Origin of the sequence: Neobacillus cucumis (assembly GCF_002860255.1) — a bacterium.
GTDB classification, from domain to species: domain Bacteria; phylum Bacillota; class Bacilli; order Bacillales; family Cytobacillaceae; genus Neobacillus; species Neobacillus cucumis_A.
The window spans coordinates 40,114-59,510 of record NZ_PGVE01000015.1; the positions used below are offsets into that span (position 1 = coordinate 40,114).

Sequence of the window (19,397 nt, forward strand, 5' to 3'; positions counted from 1 at the left end):
TTTTAGCGATTGGTTTAATTTTCGTTATTTTTTTATTAATTGGTAACTTTTTATTATTTCCTTGACTAAGAAGGAGTAATTTATTTCAATTTATAGCCCATTGGAGAAAATTGGTTTCCAATGTTGATAAGCCGGGTACGTATGAGTTGTAAGCTTTATAAGCAAACAAAAAAAGAAATGGAGGCTATAACTATGAGTAAAACAGTTTTAGGTGTTTATAATTCTAGTGATGAAGTGGTTCGAGCCATTGAGGAATACCAAAACGAAGGATATTCTGTAAATGACTTGTCGATTATCGGCAATACAACAGATGTCCCTTCCTCCATCGAAGAAGAAACAGGAGTAGCTTCCCAGGAGATAAGCACAAGTAATCATACCCAAACAGAGGAGCACCAAGGGTTCTTAGCAAGCCTGTTTACCCCGTTTGAGGATCGTATGTATCAAAATGATGAAGACAGAACTACCTATTATGATCATTTGGTTGCTCAGGGTATCAGTGAGGTAGATGCACTAAAATACGAAGATGATATCAATGACGGAAAAGTCCTGCTTCTTGCTAAAAAAGGAACTGGATATGATAATGCAATCGACAGTGTCTCCACAGAAACTATGGCTCGTGAACAAACGGGTCTTCAAGATACTTTCGACACAGATAAGCAGCGCTCATTAAAGCTTCGCGAAGAACAGTTGGATGTTAATAAACACCGTGTTCAGACAGGTGAAGTAGAGGTTAAAAAAGAAGTCGTTGAAGAACAGGAAACAGTAAATGTTCCAGTCAAACATGAAGAGGTCTATGTAGAAAGACGGGCAGTGGACGAGAATGAAGCAGACACAACAAAACCAATAGGCGATGATGAAACCATCCGAGTTCCAATTGTCGAGGAAAAAGTTGAAGTTACAAAGAAACCTGTCGTATCTGAAGAACTGGTAATTGGCAAAAAGCAAGTAACGGAAACCCAAAAGGTAACAGAAAATGTAAAGCGTGAGGAAGCAAAGGTGAATAAAGAGGGCGACGCTTCAGTTAGTGAAACTACTACCGACAGCGATCGTGTGGATTCTGATAGATTCTAATTTAAAAATACGGGTGTCCTAAGAGTTTAATTTTATAGCACCCTTTTGTTTATTTAGGGATGATAATTAAGATGGTCTTTATAAAACATGCTCATCCTTTTACTTGAAGGATGAGCATGTTTCTTTCTTTATAGCAGGTTAAAACCACTAAAACTACTAGTGTTTACCTACCAAGAAATTGGTTTTCCATCTCTAAAGAACCCTCCGGAAGGTCCTTCAGGTCCAATCGTTGCTAACCACAGGATAGACTCCGCTGCTTGCTTAGGTGTTCGTGGAGCAGATGGTCCACCCATATCTGTACTTACCCATCCTGGATCGACTGCATTTATTTTGATATCCCCGTCGATTTCTGCAGCTATCAATCGTGTTAATCCATTTAGGGCAAATTTAGACAACTTATAAGCACCTACTCCTGGATTTGACACTTCGCTAATCGCCCCATACTCTGAAGAAACATTAATAATTCTCCCATAGCCGTGCTTTTCCATAAGGGGAATAAAGGAACGGACACAATAGTAAACGCCCAAAAAATTCGTTGCCATTGTTTTCTCCAGAACGAAAGGCTCCATAGCCAATAACTTTTCATTCTCATCTAAATACACGCCAGCATTATTAATCAATACATCTAATCTTCCAAACTTCTTATTTATTGTTATCGCAGCTTGTTGGATGCTTACTTGATTGGTGACATCCATCTCTATATACGAAACATCTAAATCTAGCTCCTTAAGTTGTTGCGCAGCTTCATGACCCATTTCTGGATCCCGACTTGCCAAAATCACCTTAAAATCATTTAAAGCCAATTGTTTGACCAGTTCATTCCCAATTCCTCGATTCCCGCCAGTGACAAGCGCAACTTGTTTATCGTGTGACATTTTTCTCCTCCCTTTGTTGTTCTTGGATTAAGTGGCATTGTAAAATCCCTATTAGGGATACTCCTTATACGGAGAGTTGTTTTGTAGGACTATACATATAATTTCTCAGTAAAATAGTTACCAAACTTAGCATCAATGATAGGATTCCCACTAATACGATGTATTGTATACCCATTTCTGATATAAATAACCCGCCAACAGCTGCACCAATGGTTGTTCCCACGTTACACGATGATATAAATAAGCCATTGGCGAAATCAGGCGCTTCGGGAGCTGAAGACGAAAGCCAATATTGATTGATATTCCCACCTACTCCACCTAATATCCCCCAAATTAAAGTAATGAACGCCATAGGTAAGGTAAACGGTCCAAATAGGAATAATAGGATGTAAACGGTCCCTAATATAAAAGGAAAAGATGCAACAAATTTGTTTGCATTTTTAGTTAGCAGTTTCCCTGCCACAATATTTCCAATAATATTGGCTACGCCGTATATAAATAATAGTAAACTAATGGTGTTCGAAGGTATATTCGTAACAGTTTTCAGATATTCAGCAAGATAACTATATACCCCATATACGCTCGAGTTTAATAAAATGACAGTCATAATGGAAAGCCATGTAATAGATTTCTTTAATACGGAAAATTGTGTACCATAAGAAAGTCTTTCTTCCACTGGCAAGGATGGGACAAAAATCAATGTAACAATGAAGACAATCCCATTAACAATAGCAAAGAATACCATTGCCATTTGTAAAGAAGTTACACTTGCAATAAAACTTGCGATTGGTACGCCGACTACCATACCGGCTGATACTCCAATAAAAACTTTAGAAACAGCTTTTGGAGCTTCTTCTTTACTTACTGATGCAGCAGCTACTGTAAATGCTAAAGAACAATAAATAGGATGAAAAAAGGCTGGAATGATACGAGCAATTAATAGAATGGTAAAGTTAGATGTAAATATCGATACGATATTCCCCAAAACGAAAACGCCCAGTACAAGTAACATGACCTTCTTACGATTTATACCGGAAAACAATAACGGCATCGTTGGACCGGATACTGCAACTCCAAGGGCAAAAAAACTCACAAGCCATCCTGCTTTGGATACACTGACATGAAAATGTTCTGAAATAGAAGGTAATATTCCAATAACCCCCATTTCGGTATTTAAAATGCCAAAGACTCCTATGGTTAGTATAAAAATCAACAAGTTATTTCGTCTAGCCAAAAAAGCAACTCCTATTTTCAATAAATTGCCCCCCAAAAAAAAATACTGTTATTTTCAACCTTTGCTATTTATTCTACCGTGCTTTTTAAATATAGCTAATACTTATATCTAATAACTAGATATGCTTGATAAGCATTTCTAAAACAAATATACTAAAACACTATAAAGGAGGAGGGCTTTATGGAATTTAGAGTTTTGCGATATTTTCTTACTGTTGCAAGAGAAGGAAGCATTACGGGGGCTGCAGATTTTTTGCATGTGACACAGCCAACATTATCAAGACAGTTAAAAGACCTGGAACAAGAGTTAGGAAAAAAACTATTTATTCGAAGTAGTCACAGTATCATTCTTACAGATGAAGGAATGCTTCTGCGAAAGAGAGCAGAAGAAATCGTTGATATGGTCGATAAATTAGAAGCGGAATTTAGTTCCATGGAAGAAACCATAAGTGGTGATGTTTACATAGGTGGTGGGGAAACAGACGCCATGAGACAGATTGCACGTATAGTAAAGGATTTACAGTTACATTATCCAAACATACGGTATCACCTCTACAGCGGAAACGAAGATGATGTGACTGAACGGCTTGACAAGGGATTGCTTGACTTTGGTATTTTAATTCAACCAGCTGATTTATCAAAATACAACTATATCAATATCCCAGCCAAAGATGTTTGGGGCGTTGTTATGAGGAAGGACAGTCCTCTTGCTTTCAAAGAAACCATTCAAGCAGTGGATTTATTAAATGTCCCGCTAATTTGTTCACGGCAGGCAATGAAACAGACCTTTTCTAAAAATGAATTTGCAGATTGGTTTGGTGAAGATTTTGATAAATTAAATGTCGTGACTACATACAATCTTGCCTATAATGCTGCCATCTTGGTTGATGAGGGCATTGGTTATGCAATAACCCTTGATAAAATAGTGAATACGTCTAGTGATAGTAACCTTTGTTTTAAACCTCTAGAGCCAAGACTTGAATCTGGCTTAAATATTGTTTGGAAAAAGCATCAGGTTTTTTCCGCTGCTGCTGATATGTTTTTAAAAGTAATTCAAGTGAAATTTTCAAATTCTTTAAATTGATGAGAACATCCGCTTCTTTTAGGTCCGTAAGATCATTTTCAAAAAAAGGATGTCCCAAAAGCTAGGCTTTTAGGACATCCCTCGAAATTACATTTAACTTAAATTGTGCTGGTATCAATCACGAATCGATACTTCACATCCGAAGCTAATACTCGTTTGTAGGCTTCATCGATTTGGTCAGCTGAAATGACTTCGATCTTAGGAGCAATGTTGTGTTCTGCACAGAAGTTCAACATCTCCTGAGTCTCACGGATGCCGCCAATCATTGAACCTGCAAATGAACGGCGATGACCGATAAGTGAGAATACGTTAAGAGACAACGGCTCCGCTGGCGCACCAACGTTAACGAGTGTGCCATCGAGCGCTAGCAATGAAAGGTAGGCACTAATATCGATCTTAGCACTCACTGTATTTACGATAAGGTCGAACGTACCAGCTAGTTTCTTAAACGTCTCGGAATCATTCGTTGCATAGTAGTGGTCTGCTCCTAATTGCAAGCCATCTTCCTTTTTGTTCAATGTTTGTGACAGTACAGTGACCTCTGCACCCATGGCATGGGCAATTTGGACAGCCATATGACCAAGACCGCCCATACCAACGACCGCTACTTTCTTACCTGGCCCGGCTCCCCAATGGTTTAATGGCGAATAGGTCGTAATACCTGCGCAAAGTAATGGTGCTGCGGCATCAAGCTCAATGCTATCAGGAATTCTGACTACAAAGTCCTCCGTTACGACAATGTGTGTTGAATAGCCCCCTTGAGTAGGCTCACCGTATTTGTCAACACCAGCGTATGTAGGAACATTTCCTTTAAGACAGTATTGTTCTTCTCCTTTACGGCAATTTTCACATTCGCCACAGGAGTCAACCATACATCCGACACCTACCCGGTCACCGACCTTGTATTTTGTGACCTCTGCTCCTACATCGGTGACAATTCCCGCAATCTCATGTCCAGGCACGAGTGGATAGTTCACAGGACCCCATTCGCCATGAGCAGTATGGATGTCAGAATGGCATATGCCTGCATATTTAATTTCGATTAGAATATCATGCAAATCAAGATCGCGTCGTTTAATTTCAGCTGCTCGAAACGGTTTGTCTGGACCGTCGACAGCGCGTGCTTTAGCTGTTATCATTTAAAAAAACCTCCTATAATTTATATTTTTCAAGAAGCTGTGCTTGTGCCGGGTATAGGTTCAAATTAACCCTCGTTTATTTCTACCCTGCTTTTTTCCTTGCAAAACAATATTAATCCTTATAGTTAACTCTAGGTCAATACCTTATTTTTAAAAAATTCATATTCTTAATTTTACTTTCCATTGAATGGTAAAGTAACATTTGACATTTAGCATACAACATGATAAATTTCTTTCAATCATAGAGTTAACTCGAAGTCTATAATGTTTAGAATAGGAGATTAGTAATGAAGACATACACGATCAGCGAAGTTGCAAAAGAATTGAATCTTACCGTATATACCCTTCGTTACTACGACAAAGAGGGACTTATACCTTTTGTAGAACGGACACCCAGTGGAGCACGCTTGTTTAAAGAATCTGATATCGACGCATTAAAAATAATTGAATGTCTGAAATCCACCGGAATGCCTATTAAGGAAATAAAAAATTTCATTGATTGGTGTTCTGATGGGGATTCCTCGCTGCAACAAAGATATGACATGTTTATGGATCGAAAAGCTATTGTAGAAGCACAGATAGAAGAACTAAAAAAAACTATGGGAGTCATCGAGCATAAATGCAGATATTACAGAACTGCATTGGATGCCGGAACGGAAGACATTCATAAAAACGATAAAATCGCGATTTCCACTACTTACTAATTAATAATTTTAGTTTGATGACAACTATGCCCAGTTCTAGTTTTAGTCGAAAAATGCAATTTACCAGTTAATCTAGTTAAATACAAAATGCCTGTACTGCCTGGAATTCCGAAAGTTCGACCAGGAGTACAGGCATTTTATTTAACTATTTAATCATGCATAGGAATGAATGTTTGTCCAAATACCTACACTCTTGATTTCCTTATATTCAGGCTTCCACATAGCCTCTTCAATAGCAGTCTCAACATCTTGGATATCCTCTTTTGCAATTCCTTCGTATATTGCCGCATTGACTACTTCAATGGCTACGTATTTTGAGACCTCATGAAGTTTTTCAATGGATGGCAGCAGGGATGCTCCAGGTGCGCTGGTGTCTGACATTCTTGCAACCGCATAAGCAGCTGCCGCGAACATTCCTTTTGAGATCACTTCAGCTTTTGCTACAATGGCTCCTAGACCTAATCCTGGAAATACAAATGCGTTATTTGACTGCCCAATTTCATAGGAAACACCTTTGTAATCTACATTGGCAAACGGGCTGCCGGTTGCAATTAGAGCCTTTCCATCTGTCCATTTCATCAGGTTTTCCGGCACGGCTTCAGTCAGTGCGGTTGGGTTGGACATAGGCAAGATGATCGGACGTTCAACATGTTTGGCCATTTCTTTCACAATTTCCTCAGTGAAGGCGCCGGCTTGTCCGGAAGTACCAATCAGGATGGTTGGCTTCACCCTCTGAACGACTTCCATTAATGAAATGGTCCCGTTCTCTTCCTTATCCCAGTTTCTGACTTCATCCGTTTTTCTTACATAAGGCTTCTGGAAGTTCAGGACATCTGGTGTCTCGTCCGTTAGTAACCCCCGATAGTCAATAGCCCAGAAACGGTCATAGGCTTCTTCTCTTGTCAGCCCTTCAAGAACCATTGTCTCGGAGATTTGGTCAGCTATACCGATACCAGCAGCCCCTGGTCCGAAGACCACAATACGCTGGTCCTTCAGATTAGTTCCTGTCAATTTCAATCCAGACATCACAGCAGCAAGAGTAACTGCACCTGTTCCCTGGATGTCATCATTGAAGGTAAGGATTTTGTCACCGTATTTGTCCAAGATTTTACGCGCATTCACGTTTCCAAGGTCCTCCCAGTGAATAAGAACCTCTGGAAAGAACTTTCTTGCAGTCTGAACGAATAAATCAATGAATTGATCATAACGCTCACCACGGACACGGGCGAACTTGTTGCCAATATAGATAGGATCGGCAACTAAATCCTGATTGTTCGTACCAACATCTAGCACAACTGGCAGAACTCGGCTTGGATCGATACCAGCTGCCGCTGTGTATACGGCGAGTTTACCAATCGCAATATTAATACCGCCTACCCCTTGGTCCCCAATACCCAAAATACTTTCAGAGTCGGTAACGACGATTAAATCAATGCCATTTTTGGGCTGTCCAAGATTGTGAAATGCCTTTTCAATGCCCTCAGGATCATCAATGGAAAGATATAAGCCACCCGGGCGGCGGTAGCTATGAGAGTAGGACTGGATCGCATCACCGACAGTAGGAGTGTAGATAATTGGAAGCATTTCTGCTAAATGTTCTTTCAACAATCGGTAAAATAGAACAACATTACGGTTATATAAATCATAAAGCAGACCGTGTTTAAATAGATTCGTTGTCCTCATTGAATATTGTTCATAAACCCTATTTACTTGTTCATCAAGGGTGAGCACTTGGGGAGGCAACAGACCGTCAAGTCCAAGCTCATCCCTTTCCGCTTTAGTAAAAGCCGTTCCTTTATTCAAAAAAGGATTGGAGAGAACTTCTTTTCCTTTTAATGTTGTAATAATAACATTCTCAGGTACATTCATGGTGTTTCCTTCTTTCTATCTTAAAATAGCTATTCGGATAATACCGTAACATAGATTTCTTACTTTTCCATGTTAATAACATTTTCCTTATCACAATAGTTTTTTTAATTTAATATCCCTTTTTTGTAATTAAACAAAGCAGACAGTAAAAACCGGCTGACTGCTCTGTTCTATCTTCTACTTTTTTGGTGTTTATAACATTAACTTTACTTTTTATCAGGCTGCCCTTGCCATCGATTGTTTCGCTTTTTTCTTTTCGGACCTTTTAAATACATAGCTCACAATTATCGGACAGACGATAGCAGATATGACACATGCAGCTGCAACTTGGGCAGTAGCTGAAGATGCTACTGCAGCTAAGGTTGGATCTGCTGCCGCCACAACAGCTGGTGTAGCTACCGCATTTCCTGCAGTTGACCCTGTTGCTAAACCAACGATAGGGTTTTCTTTAAATAACTTTAATAGGAAGTAAGCTCCAATTCCTGTGAAGGCAGCGATTAATCCTAGTAATATCCCAGGACCTCCAGCTTTTATAATAGTTGAAAGATTCATACCAGCACCTAATGGGAAGGAAAAGAATGGGATTAATAATAATTTACTGCTTCCAAGGAACTTTCTCATATCAGGATCAATATTTCCTAAAATCATTCCGATTACAATTGGAATTAATACTCCTAGAAGTGTTTGAAAAGGAATGGTGGCAAGACCTGATGCACCTAATGCCACTAATGTGAAAAATGGACCGTCTTTTAAAGAAAATAACGCATATGCGCCTACATCTGTTTCGTCACCATACGATGAAGCAAGAGATGCATATAACCCGCCATTAGCATTTAACAACGCTGCAAGGATGGCTAAAGGTGTTAATCCTAGTAATCCGGCAGGACCAAAAATCGCTGCTACAGCTAAACCAATACCAGCACCTACGATAAATTTTCCTGTTAATAATATGGCACCCTTTTTTAATGCCTTTGGTGCTAATTTGAAATTAATTTGTGAACCTATTAAAAACATAAAACATGCCAATATAGTTGATGAAGCTTCTTTACTAAATAAAGCTGTTGTAAAACTTCCAATTTGTAAAACCTGCGGAAAAAATGTATTTGTTAATACCCCTAAAAAAAGTGGAACAACCATCAGACCGCCTGGAATTTTATCAAGCGTTTTCTTAATTGGAATTTGCATTATTAATCCTCCTTTATCTTGCTACGTATCTATCATATTCCCATGTAAACCGTTTTCATAGATTATGAAAGTTTAATAATTCTTTTTGTAAATAAAAAAAGTAAGCAGTTTCAAAAGCTGCTTACAGAAAGTTTTTTATTAAGTGCTCTTTAAATTTGTTATATTCATGCTGATATACAGGCCTTCCGACCGTTCCGTAGATAACCTTGACTTCAAGGATTCCTAAGTTCTTTAGGAAATTAAGATATTTTCTTGCCGAAACCCTTGATATTCCTACAACATTTGCAACTTCATCAGTGGAAAAAGGACCGTCCTTCAATTCACGAATCGCATCCCATACCTGCTTTAAGCTATCCTTCGTTAACCCCTTTGGCAGTTCTTCTGCTATAACAGCTTCGTCTCTGTGCAAAAGTAAGTGATCGAGCTCCTGCTGACTAACCGATTCCTGTTTATCAATGAGCCGGGTTTGCTCAAGGTAGGTACCAAGTGCAGCGTTAAACCGTTCAAACTCGAAGGGCTTAATTAAATAGTCGACAGCACCAAACCTTAATGCCCTCTTAATTCGTTCAAGATCTGAGGCCGCTGAAATGATAATGACATCAATTTCAAGGTCATTTTTTCGAAGGTACGCTAACAGCTCTAGGCCCTGCTTTCCCGGCATAAAAATATCCAGAAGAATAAGCTGAATATCATTCTTTCCCAAAAATCGGATAGCTTCCGCCACTGAATTGACTGTTGCAGCCAAGCGGAATCCATCAATTTTAGAAAGATATTGTTTATTGATTTCTGCTACCATCGGATCATCTTCGACAATCATTACATTAATCATTCGATTCATCCTCTGCTTTATAAGGTATATACACGGCAAAATTTGTTCCCTTTCCAGGCTTGGACGAAATAATCATGTCCCCTTCTAATCTTTCAATTGCCTGTGCCAAAAGATATAACCCAAACCCGCGGTTTTCTCCTTTCGTAGAGAAGCCTTTATCCAATATTTTGTTTTGGAGTGAATTATTCATTCCCAACCCTGTGTCTTTAACCTCAATTGTTAAAATATCCTCTGCATAATCAAGTTTAAGGCCGACTTTTTTGTTTGGACTGTCCGCAATTGCTTCCATTGCGTTATCGAAGAGATTTCCAATGATTGTTATCAGCTCATGTGTGATTTCCGAGTTTGCAGGTTTAGGAAGTTTACTTACACAATCAAATGATAGTGAAGCACCTGATTCTCTGGCAAAGCTAAGCTTGCCAATTAAAAATCCAGCAAGAACAGGATCTTTAATTTTCTTCGTTACAAAGCCCATTTCTGTTTCCCGGTGGTTAACCGTTTCACTCACATAGTTAGCAAGTGTATCATATTGTTCAGTTCGAACCAGGCCAAGGATGACATGAAGTTTGTTCATGAATTCATGTGCCTGGGCACGGAGAGCATCCGCATAGTTACGCACACCTGTGAGCTGTTCGGCCAACAATCGGACTTCGGTTTTATCACGGAATGTTGCGATTGCTCCCACCGACTCATTTTCCACAACCACCGGAACCCTGTTTACTAAAATGGTCACCCCATTCAGGTTTTGTTCTTGATCCAATTCAGTTTCACCCGATTTTATTATGCGAGTTAACCGAGTCTCTGGCAAATAAGCTTCAATGTTCTTACCCATAGGGTTCTCTTCAAGACCGGCTCTCTTAAAAAGCTTACTGGCTGCCCTGTTTACAAGTGTGATTTTCCCTTCTTGATCGATGGCTATTATTCCCTCACGCACGGACTGAAGCATGGAACTTCGTTCTTCAAGCAGTTTAGCAATAGCGAATGGCTCGAGTCCTAAAAGTATTTTTTTGATGTATCTTGCCAGGACCACTGCACCGATTACGCCTATTAGGACTCCAATTAACGTCCCAATAACGATCCCCATCCGTCCTTTATGTACCGCCTTTGTAACGTTTTCTAAAGAAATTCCTACAGCAACCGCTCCGACTTGTTTTCCATGTGAATTCTTTATTGGAGTAAATGCCCGCATGGATCGACCGAGAGTTCCCTTTGAAATGGAAACATACTCTTTTCCTTTAAGGACAGGTCCTTCATCTCCTCCCCTAAAGTGCTTCCCCACTTTACTGGGATCTGGGTGGGAAAGCCGAATTCCATTCATATCCATAACGACAACAAAGTTAACATGGGTTTTTTCTTTTATTTGATTAGCTAAAATTTGTACTTCTTTCTTATTAGCTTTCCCTTCAAAAGCTCCAATCACTTGCGGGCTAAAGGCAATCATTTTTGCCACATTTAAGGCCTTTTCTTTCTGTGTCTCTTCCACACTAGCGGTAATTCTTTTGCTTATGATTAAATCAGTTATTCCAAGTGATAAAGCGACGACAATGCATACAAATATAATAATAATGGCTTGTAAACTAAGTTTGCCCCTCTTCATATTCTCCTCCAGGTATTATCATAATAATAGTATGTATAAGACTTATGCATAAAATGACAAAAGACCGCTATGCTCATAAAAGAGTTTAAGCAGCCTTTATCATAAATCATCGAATTAGCAAAATGGCACCCGCCATAATTGGGGTGAGAACCATTGCACTTTTTAAAATTGGCAGCGGAACATTGTTGGTAAATTTGGCTCCAATATAAGAACCAATCATCGTTCCAGCGAGTACCTGGACCAGGAGTAAGACGTTGAAATAGCCTTCAAAGTAGTAGCCTACCCCCCCAGCGAAAGCGATGGGAAGAATAACTAACATCGTTGTGCCAACTGATTCTTGTACAGTAAGGCCCAACACAACCATCAACCCAAGCTGAATGAATGGAGCCGACCCAATACCAAACGTACCAGATAAAATACCTGTCACAATACCGACAGACGCTGCTCTCATTAGAAAGCTGCCAGTTTGTCTCGTTTTCCTTTTATTTGGCTCTTTAAGCCTATTTACTATAAAAAGACGGATCATAAGCATAACAGCGGACAGGAACAGCATTCCCGCTGTGAGCCAATGGAGTGAATGAACCGGAATCCATACGGCAATCTTAGAACCAACAAAAGACATAAACGCCCCAAAAGCACCTACAGTTATTCCTGTCTTCACATCAATATTTCCCTGCCGGTAATGGCTATAAGCTCCGGACATAGTCGTAAACACCATTGCAGCCAGAGATGTACCTAATGCTGTGTGAATTGGCACTCCAAAAACAACGGTTAAGAGAGCAATGATAAAACCGGACCCTCCGGCCCCAATAAACCCTAGTAATATACCCATTAAGAACATAGTAAGTGTGATAATCAAAGATGTCGCCCCCAAACACACTTCACTTCAGTAGTGAAAATAATCCAAGTCTATTATATTACTTGAAATCAACAGGAGCCTTTTTGTAATTAAAAAAACTAAGTTTTTTGGTGTGGTCAAGGGCAACAGACACCCTAGAAAGACATTTGTCCATTTATGGTGCCTGTCACCTAAATTCACTTTAGTTACATGGTTATAAGGGATTTCCTCGCTACACCTGTTTCTACAGCGGCAGTTGCAACAGCGTTTGCTACCGCAGATGCTACTCGGTCATCAAAAGGGTTAGGTATCACATAGTCTTCTGATAGTTGTTCTTCTGAAATGAGCGAAGAAATGGCGTATACAGCAGCCTTTTTCATTTCTTCATTTATTTCTGTAGCTTGAACATCTAGAGCCCCCCGAAAAATCCCTGGAAAAGCAAGTACATTATTGACCTGATTTGGAAAATCAGAACGTCCAGTTCCGATTACTTTTGCTCCTGCAGCTTTTGCCTCATCTGGCATAATCTCTGGAACAGGGTTTGCCATTGCAAAAATAATTGCATCCCTTCGCATTGTTAAAATCATTTCCTTTGTTATGGCACCTGCAACAGATACACCAACAAAAACATCTGCGCCTACAATTACTTCCTCTAAGCTCCCCTCTGCATTGTTACGGTTCGTCTGTCTAGCAATCTTTTCTTTAATTGGATTCATTCCATATGTACGATTTTCATAAATGGCACCTTTTGTATCACATAGAATGACATCATACACACCAAAACGATTTAGCAATTGAGCAATTGCTACACCCGCAGCACCCGCACCATTTATGACGACTTTAATTTCTTCCATTCTCTTATCTACTAATTTAAGAGCATTTACTAATCCGGCAACCGTTACAATGGCTGTACCATGTTGGTCATCATGAAAAATAGGGATGTTTGTTTCTTTTTTCAAGCGTTCTTCAATTTCAAAGCATCTTGGAGCTGAAATATCTTCTAAATTTACCCCGCCAAATGTTGGTTCAAGACGCTTTACTGTTTCAATTATTTCTTCCACATCCTGTGTATTTAAACAGATAGGAAATGCATCTACGTTAGCAAAATTCTTAAATAAAGCTGCTTTACCTTCCATTACTGGCATTGCTGCTTCAGGCCCAATATTCCCAAGCCCCAATACCGCCGAGCCATCTGACACGACGACAATGGTGTTGCCTTTCATCGTGTATTCATATACTTTATTTCGATCTTCATAGATTTCCTTACAAGGCTCTGCGACACCAGGTGAATATGCTAAGCTCAAATCATTTGCATTTTTAATCTCTACCTTTGCTTTCACTTCTAATTTTCCTTGTTTATCCCGGTGCATTTGTAATGCTCTGTCACGCAATGTTTCCATCATTCCCTCTCCCTTTTCCAAAAATTTTAATTTCGATCCAAATTGTTTCAAAGCTTATTTAAAGGCTTCTATATTCTTGCGCTTATTTCTCAATCATCCTTAGAAGAAAACTATTTATCCGCTTTGAAAACGTTTTACCTTGAAGGTATAATAAATATATCCCAATCTTATAAATTAACAGACTAGTTTAATAGAATATTTAATTAATTAAAGCCTTTTTGTAATTAAAAAAACAGGAGAATAACTAGCAGATTAATATGTTTTTGCGCTCTTTTTTGTCTTATGCTGCTGTTGCAGAAGACTATAATGTATTGGGGATTTTTTCTTATTATGAGTATAGTTACGCTAAATGAAACAGTGAAAAAGGAGTGGGATGAATGGAGAGGAAAAGAAATTGGGCAGGTAATTTTCAATATAGCACGACAAACTGGCATGAACCTGAATCTGTTGAAGAAGTTCAACAATTAGTTTCAAGGTTAACAAAGCTACGTGTGATCGGAACACGTCACTCGTTTAATAGCATCGCAGATTCGGATGAGAATATAGTATCCTTGCAAAAGCTCAACAAGGTCTTATCCATTGATCGAGAAAAGAAAACTGTAACCGTGGAAGCCGGAATCAAGTATGGCGACCTTTGTCATGTGCTTCAGCAACATGGCTATGCCTTACATAACCTTGCTTCCCTTCCGCACATTTCAATTGCTGGTGCTTGTGCAACAGCAACACATGGTTCAGGTAATGGCAATCAAAATTTAGCTGCAGCAGTACGTGCTATGGAGGTTGTCACCGCGGATGGAAGTCTTGTAACGTTTTCAAAGGAAAAATCGGAAGAGGAATTACATGGCGCGGTTGTGGGACTAGGTGGATTCGGTGTCGTCACAAAGCTAACCCTAGATGTCCATCCAAGTCATCAAATGAGGCAGGATGTTTACGAGAATCTTGCGTTTGCACAACTAGAACATGATTTCGATACCATTTATTCCAGTGCCTATAGCGTTAGTCTGTTTACGAATTGGCAGGACGAAACGTTTAATCAGGTGTGGCTGAAGAGCAAACTGACGGATGAACAGACCTTTTCGTTAGGAGAGGACTTTTATGGAGCAAAAGCGGCCAAAGAAAATCTCCATCCCGTACCCGGGGTTGGAGCAGAGAATTGTACAGCACAGCTAGGTGTGCCAGGGGATTGGTTTGATCGCATGCCACACTTCCGGATGGATTTTACCCCAAGTAAAGGCCAAGAGCTGCAAAGTGAATATATTATGGCCCGGGAGCATGCCTATGATGCTCTTTGTGCGATTAGTGAAATCCGTGAACAAATCGCACCACATCTGCTTATATCCGAAGTGCGAACTATTGCGCAGGACGAGCTTTGGATGAGCCCATCCTATAAGCAAGATTCGGTTGCTTTTCACTTTACGTGGCAGGATAAATGGGCGGAAGTTCAGCAGGTGCTGCCACTTATCGAAGCCCAGCTTGAACCTTTTCAAGCAAAGCCGCATTGGGGAAAACTATTTACTACCTCGCCTGCGAAAATACAATCACTTTATGAAAAGATGCCTGCATTTCAGCAGCTGCTTATGAAGTATGATTTGAATGGAAAGTTTCGCAATGCTTTTTTGAATAAATATATATTTAATGTGACAGAGTAATTTGTAATGTAAAATAGATTACTCTTGCTAGAATGCGCGTATAAGTAATAAGGAATGGCCCAAAGGGGCAATTCCTTTTGTTTAAACCTTATTTCGTTTTGGCTATGAGCACGTAAGAGTATTAATGACTATTGCCTCAAAATCCCCCTATATATCAAGGGGGGTGAGGTATTACATCCTGCCGCCCATTCATTTTTATATAAAATAGAAAAAAATAGTGTATTAAAAAAGCCTTTAAATCAACATTTATAGGAGATTTAACTTAAATATTTTAAATATGATATAAAACATCGGAGGACAAATAGGAGGACACCAGCTATTACTTCTTACCTGGAAGGCATGGAATCTTTTGAAGCGACACCTAAGTAACACAACGTGAATTCAACTATGTTAAAAAAATGGGTAGCTAAATATAGAAAACATGTTTTAGCTTATGTGCACAAAAGAGGTGACGAACGAATTCGCCACCCCTTTCATTATTTATACTGCTCTTTTACCTCAACTAAAACTCCAAGCGCTTTTGATGTGTCAAAATATTCATACGCCTCATAGCCCTTTTCGTGTTTAAAAAGTGAATCAAATCCTGTATTTTTCATAGTTTCTTCGTCATCTTCTAAAGGTCCGTCTGACAACAAACAAATGGAGCAAATTGACGTGCCATGTTCTTTTAACCAAGTTGCCCATGGGTCATTATTTCCTAGAGGCTGGATAATTTCAAACCAGAAATTATCGCTGAAAACACTTTCTACCTTCATTGGGGTATCAGTGATATCGGCACCTTTATACCTCATAAAAGGTGTTCTTACCTCTTTATGCTCTGTATTTTGCTCTGCAGGCTCTTTCCCTGTTCCCAGCAAAGTTTTATATGCAGAAACTGTTTTTTCTAAATCGTCTGTTACGACTATAACCTTAACTATATTCGTTGATGATAATGTCATTATTTTTTCTCCCTTATATTATTTATTAATCACTATTTGTTTATCTATTGGTGAAACCGCCGTCAGCAATAATTTCAGCACCAGTCACATAAGAAGATTCATCGGACGCTAAGAACAATGCAACCGCCGCAATCTCGCTAGGCTTTCCAATATGCCCTATGGGAAGTTGCGAAACTATATTGTTTCGTCGTTCCTCATCGCCGCCCACAAAATCTGTAAACGCCTGTGTTTCCGTTGGACCAGGGCTTATAGCATTTGCTCTAATACCCTTTTCTGCAAGCTCTCCTGTGAACGAGCGCGCCATAGACCTGACCGCTGCTTTCGCCGCATTATAGACAATGGCGTTTTTCCCACCCTGAAAACCTGCAATTGATGATATGAGAACAATTGAAGATTTATTAGACATAAAAGGAATTAACTTCTGAACCGTGAAAAAAGCTGAAAAAACATTAAGGTTCATTGTCAAATGAAACTCCTCAGGTGTTATTTCTTGAATCGGGTTTTGTGGCCCGTTACCAACAACTGGTATCACCGCCTTTAATTTACGCCCTGTCCTTTTAACGGATTCCGTTATTTTTTCTAAATCTTTCACATCTGTCGCGTCAACTTCTAGAATGTCAACAACCTGACTGTTTCCCTCATATATTTTTTTTGCGGCTTCAACATTTCTCGTTGCCACAATCAAATCGGCACCTTCACTTATGAAACGTTCTGCGATTGCTCTGCCAATTCCATTCCCCGCACCCGTGACAACGCACAATTCTTTCTCCAATAATTTACGCATAAAAACCTCCATTCCGCCGCTACCGCCTGTCAAACTTCTCTTTCGCCAAGCGACCAATTTTCAGCACTGTTTTCAACAACACAAACTAAAATATCATCGCGCCTGATTCCAATGTCAACAAGCCTCTTTGTTAGTTCTTTATATGTTTTTTTCTTTTGCTCAAGTGAAAACATATTAACCATTGTAATTCTAATGATGATCAAATCGTGCCTATCGCGATTGTCATAAGTTGGCGAAAAAATAATCTCCCCTTCATCATGCGGTCTAAACACGTGGAAAAGATCGGTTGTATCCATACCTAGACCTGCAACCAGCGAATTATGTATTGCATTTGATATTTCTTTTCCTTTATCCTCAAACACTGACCTTTTTAAGTCAACTTGAATCAACGGCATAATGATCTCCTTCTTTTCACTATGATTCTGCTCTTGTTTCGATTATTTTAGAGCTCCAGCACTCATGCCGTTTTCAAAATTTTTCTGCATGAACAAATAAACAATAATCTCAGGAACTGCAGTGAGCACAGCTGCCGCTAATATCTTCGTCTGATCATTTGTAAACTCACCTTGGAAGTATTGTGGAAGCAGCGTTACCGTCTGCATATCCGGGCTTTGTAAGAACAAAAGTGGCAGGAGATATGTGTTCCATGAGTGGATGAGTGTCAAAACAATAATTGAGGATGCAATTGGCTTTGTAAGCGGAAGGATGACATGCCAAAACATCGACAAAACACCCGCACCATCAATTCTTGCTGCCTCCATTAACTCATTAGGGATTCCACTGACAAAGTTTCTAGTAAGTAGAATAGTAAATGGCAGTTGCAATGCTGCGGTAGGTAAAATTACAGCCAAAAAGGTATTAAATAAATGCAACTTTTGGAATGTTACAAACAATGGAGACAACAAAATTACTTCAGGTAAAGTTAAAGCAACAAGAATCAACCAAAAGTACACTTCTTTTCCAAATATGTGTAATTTTGAAAACCCAAAGCCAGCTGTCATACTGAATATATAAACCAATAAAATTACGCCAGCTGATATGATGAGTGAATTTCTAAAAAAGATTGGAACTACACCTGTGTCCCAAACCGCCTTATAATTTAAAAAACCTGTTCCACCGAGAGAGCCAAGGAACATTTGAACAAGTGGAATCACATATGGGATCGTTAATATCAGTAGAATGATTTGCAAAATGACTTTACTTTTTAAACTTCTAATTTCAAACATTTTTATCTCTCATCTCCTTTATTACCCCTATTAACAAGTATTGCACCGCAGATTGCGAGTATAAGGAGCATTACTGATATGGCAGCTGCATAGCCAAGATTAGATTTCGTTATTCCCTGTGTATAAATATATGTGCCTAAAAATTCTGTTGCGTGATTTGGCCCACCGGTTGTAATCAGATAAGGAATATCAAATGTTTTCAAAGCACCTATAATTCCAAGCATTCCAAGAGAAACTGTTGTGCCTTTGCAGTTTGGCAATACCATGCTAAATAAAGTTCTAAAGTTTCCTGCTCCATCTAGGCGCGCCGCCTCAAGCATTTCTTTATCTATTTGGCTCATTGCCGCATAATATAGAATGAAACTCATTCCTGTGAACTGCCAAATCGCAACAACCATGAGAACGAAAAGTGCCGAATTTGGTTTTGCCAACCAATCAACAGTTATGCCTAAATGAAGTGTGTCAAATAGATTTTGCAGCATTCCCTGAGGCGAGAACAGCAATCTAAACACTGGCGCCATAGTCGCAGGTGCTAAGATTGTTGGTATAAAAATCAAGCACTTGTGCAATGTTGCAAGCTTTACTTTTGTATGCAAAATTGCGGCAAGTATAAAACCTAAAAAGTTTTGAATTAAAAATGTACTAATGAAAAAAACAATTGTGTTTTTTATAGCTTTCAAAAAAACCCAGTCAGAAAATGCATCAGTATAATTACTTATCCCCGCTTTTTCCTGAATTGGATCAAGCCCATTCCAATCTAGAGTAGACAAATTGAATGTATAAAAGATTGAATAATAGATAAGCCCTACAACAAAAGCAAATGCTGGAAGAATCCAAGGAAGTCCGTTTATCTTCGTGGACCTCAATGGTTTAATCTTTTTGATCTTTTTGATGTTTTCCACGTTTATAACTTTGGTGTTTTCCATGTTTATACGTCTCCTCAACATTTAATGATAGGGGACACTAGAAAAAATAG

General features: G+C 39.2%; 18 protein-coding genes. 4 read left to right on the top strand and 14 right to left on the bottom strand.

Annotation, left to right across the window (positions count from 1 at the left end):
• The first annotated feature begins 192 nt into the window (after positions 1-192).
• On the top strand, positions 193-1,071 hold the full coding sequence (locus CVD27_RS02435) for a YsnF/AvaK domain-containing protein (RefSeq protein ID WP_180960121.1): 879 nt from the start codon (positions 193-195) through the stop codon (positions 1,069-1,071).
• A gap of 167 nt (positions 1,072-1,238) precedes the next feature.
• On the opposite strand, the gene CVD27_RS02440 is transcribed toward CVD27_RS02435, so the two are convergent.
• Together CVD27_RS02440 and CVD27_RS02445 are read right to left on the bottom strand one after the other, a co-directional pair.
• Positions 1,239-1,946 carry an SDR family NAD(P)-dependent oxidoreductase gene (locus tag CVD27_RS02440; RefSeq protein WP_101646312.1) on the bottom strand — a complete coding sequence of 236 codons (708 nt, stop codon included), beginning with the start codon at positions 1,944-1,946 and terminating at the stop codon, positions 1,239-1,241.
• A 64-nt stretch (positions 1,947-2,010) separates the two neighbouring features.
• A complete protein-coding gene (locus CVD27_RS02445) occupies positions 2,011-3,180 on the bottom strand; it encodes an MFS transporter (protein WP_101646351.1) in 1,170 nt (389 codons plus the stop codon).
• Between the two features lie 180 nt (positions 3,181-3,360).
• Between CVD27_RS02445 and CVD27_RS02450 the strand changes: the two genes are divergently transcribed.
• Positions 3,361-4,263, top strand: a complete 903-nt coding sequence (locus CVD27_RS02450; protein WP_101646313.1) for a LysR family transcriptional regulator — start codon at positions 3,361-3,363, stop codon at positions 4,261-4,263.
• A gap of 98 nt (positions 4,264-4,361) precedes the next feature.
• On the opposite strand, the gene CVD27_RS02455 is transcribed toward CVD27_RS02450, so the two are convergent.
• The gene (locus CVD27_RS02455; protein ID WP_101646314.1) at positions 4,362-5,402 is read right to left on the bottom strand and encodes an NAD(P)-dependent alcohol dehydrogenase; all 1,041 of its coding nucleotides are present in this window, start codon (positions 5,400-5,402) and stop codon (positions 4,362-4,364) included.
• A gap of 287 nt (positions 5,403-5,689) precedes the next feature.
• Between CVD27_RS02455 and CVD27_RS02460 the strand changes: the two genes are divergently transcribed.
• Positions 5,690-6,106, top strand: a complete 417-nt coding sequence (locus CVD27_RS02460; RefSeq protein ID WP_101646315.1) for a MerR family transcriptional regulator — start codon at positions 5,690-5,692, stop codon at positions 6,104-6,106.
• A 153-nt stretch (positions 6,107-6,259) separates the two neighbouring features.
• On the opposite strand, the gene CVD27_RS02465 is transcribed toward CVD27_RS02460, so the two are convergent.
• The 6 genes from CVD27_RS02465 to CVD27_RS02490 form a co-directional block, all read right to left on the bottom strand.
• Positions 6,260-7,975 (bottom strand): NAD-dependent malic enzyme, encoded by a 1,716-nt coding sequence (locus CVD27_RS02465; RefSeq protein WP_101646316.1) that lies wholly within the window; start codon positions 7,973-7,975, stop codon positions 6,260-6,262.
• 216 nt (positions 7,976-8,191) lie between these two features.
• The gene (locus CVD27_RS02470) at positions 8,192-9,160 is read right to left on the bottom strand and encodes a 2-keto-3-deoxygluconate permease (RefSeq protein WP_101646317.1); all 969 of its coding nucleotides are present in this window, start codon (positions 9,158-9,160) and stop codon (positions 8,192-8,194) included.
• A gap of 121 nt (positions 9,161-9,281) precedes the next feature.
• Positions 9,282-9,989, bottom strand: a complete 708-nt coding sequence (locus tag CVD27_RS02475; protein WP_101646318.1) for a response regulator — start codon at positions 9,987-9,989, stop codon at positions 9,282-9,284.
• Positions 9,982-11,586 (bottom strand): DcuS/MalK family sensor histidine kinase, encoded by a 1,605-nt coding sequence (dcuS, locus tag CVD27_RS02480; protein WP_101646319.1) that lies wholly within the window; start codon positions 11,584-11,586, stop codon positions 9,982-9,984. Before dcuS ends, CVD27_RS02475 begins: the two co-directional genes overlap by 8 nt.
• Before the next feature lie 106 nt (positions 11,587-11,692).
• Positions 11,693-12,445 carry a sulfite exporter TauE/SafE family protein gene (locus CVD27_RS02485; protein WP_180960122.1) on the bottom strand — a complete coding sequence of 251 codons (753 nt, stop codon included), beginning with the start codon at positions 12,443-12,445 and terminating at the stop codon, positions 11,693-11,695.
• Positions 12,446-12,630: 185 nt separating this feature from the next.
• Complete coding sequence (locus tag CVD27_RS02490) at positions 12,631-13,824, bottom strand: NAD(P)-dependent malic enzyme (RefSeq protein ID WP_101646320.1); 1,194 nt, start codon at positions 13,822-13,824, stop codon at positions 12,631-12,633.
• A 377-nt stretch (positions 13,825-14,201) separates the two neighbouring features.
• Here CVD27_RS02490 and CVD27_RS02495 point away from each other — a divergent pair, with 377 nt between their 5' ends.
• Positions 14,202-15,473, top strand: coding sequence for an FAD-binding protein (locus tag CVD27_RS02495; RefSeq protein WP_101646321.1), 1,272 nt, complete (start codon positions 14,202-14,204; stop codon positions 15,471-15,473).
• A 476-nt stretch (positions 15,474-15,949) separates the two neighbouring features.
• Here CVD27_RS02495 and CVD27_RS02500 read toward each other — a convergent pair whose 3' ends face one another.
• The 5 genes from CVD27_RS02500 to CVD27_RS02520 are packed head-to-tail and all read right to left on the bottom strand — an operon-like array spanning position 15,950 to position 19,347.
• Positions 15,950-16,411 (bottom strand): VOC family protein, encoded by a 462-nt coding sequence (locus tag CVD27_RS02500; RefSeq protein ID WP_101646322.1) that lies wholly within the window; start codon positions 16,409-16,411, stop codon positions 15,950-15,952.
• A 40-nt stretch (positions 16,412-16,451) separates the two neighbouring features.
• Entirely contained in the window at positions 16,452-17,195 is a 744-nt protein-coding gene (locus tag CVD27_RS02505) for an SDR family NAD(P)-dependent oxidoreductase (protein WP_180960123.1), read from the bottom strand.
• Positions 17,196-17,224: 29 nt separating this feature from the next.
• A complete protein-coding gene (locus CVD27_RS02510; RefSeq protein WP_101646324.1) occupies positions 17,225-17,590 on the bottom strand; it encodes a tautomerase family protein in 366 nt (121 codons plus the stop codon).
• Positions 17,591-17,632: 42 nt separating this feature from the next.
• Entirely contained in the window at positions 17,633-18,421 is a 789-nt protein-coding gene (locus CVD27_RS02515; RefSeq protein ID WP_101646325.1) for a carbohydrate ABC transporter permease, read from the bottom strand.
• 2 nt (positions 18,422-18,423) lie between these two features.
• Positions 18,424-19,347, bottom strand: a complete 924-nt coding sequence (locus tag CVD27_RS02520; protein ID WP_219621278.1) for a carbohydrate ABC transporter permease — start codon at positions 19,345-19,347, stop codon at positions 18,424-18,426.
• Between the last annotated feature and the right edge of the window lie 50 nt (positions 19,348-19,397).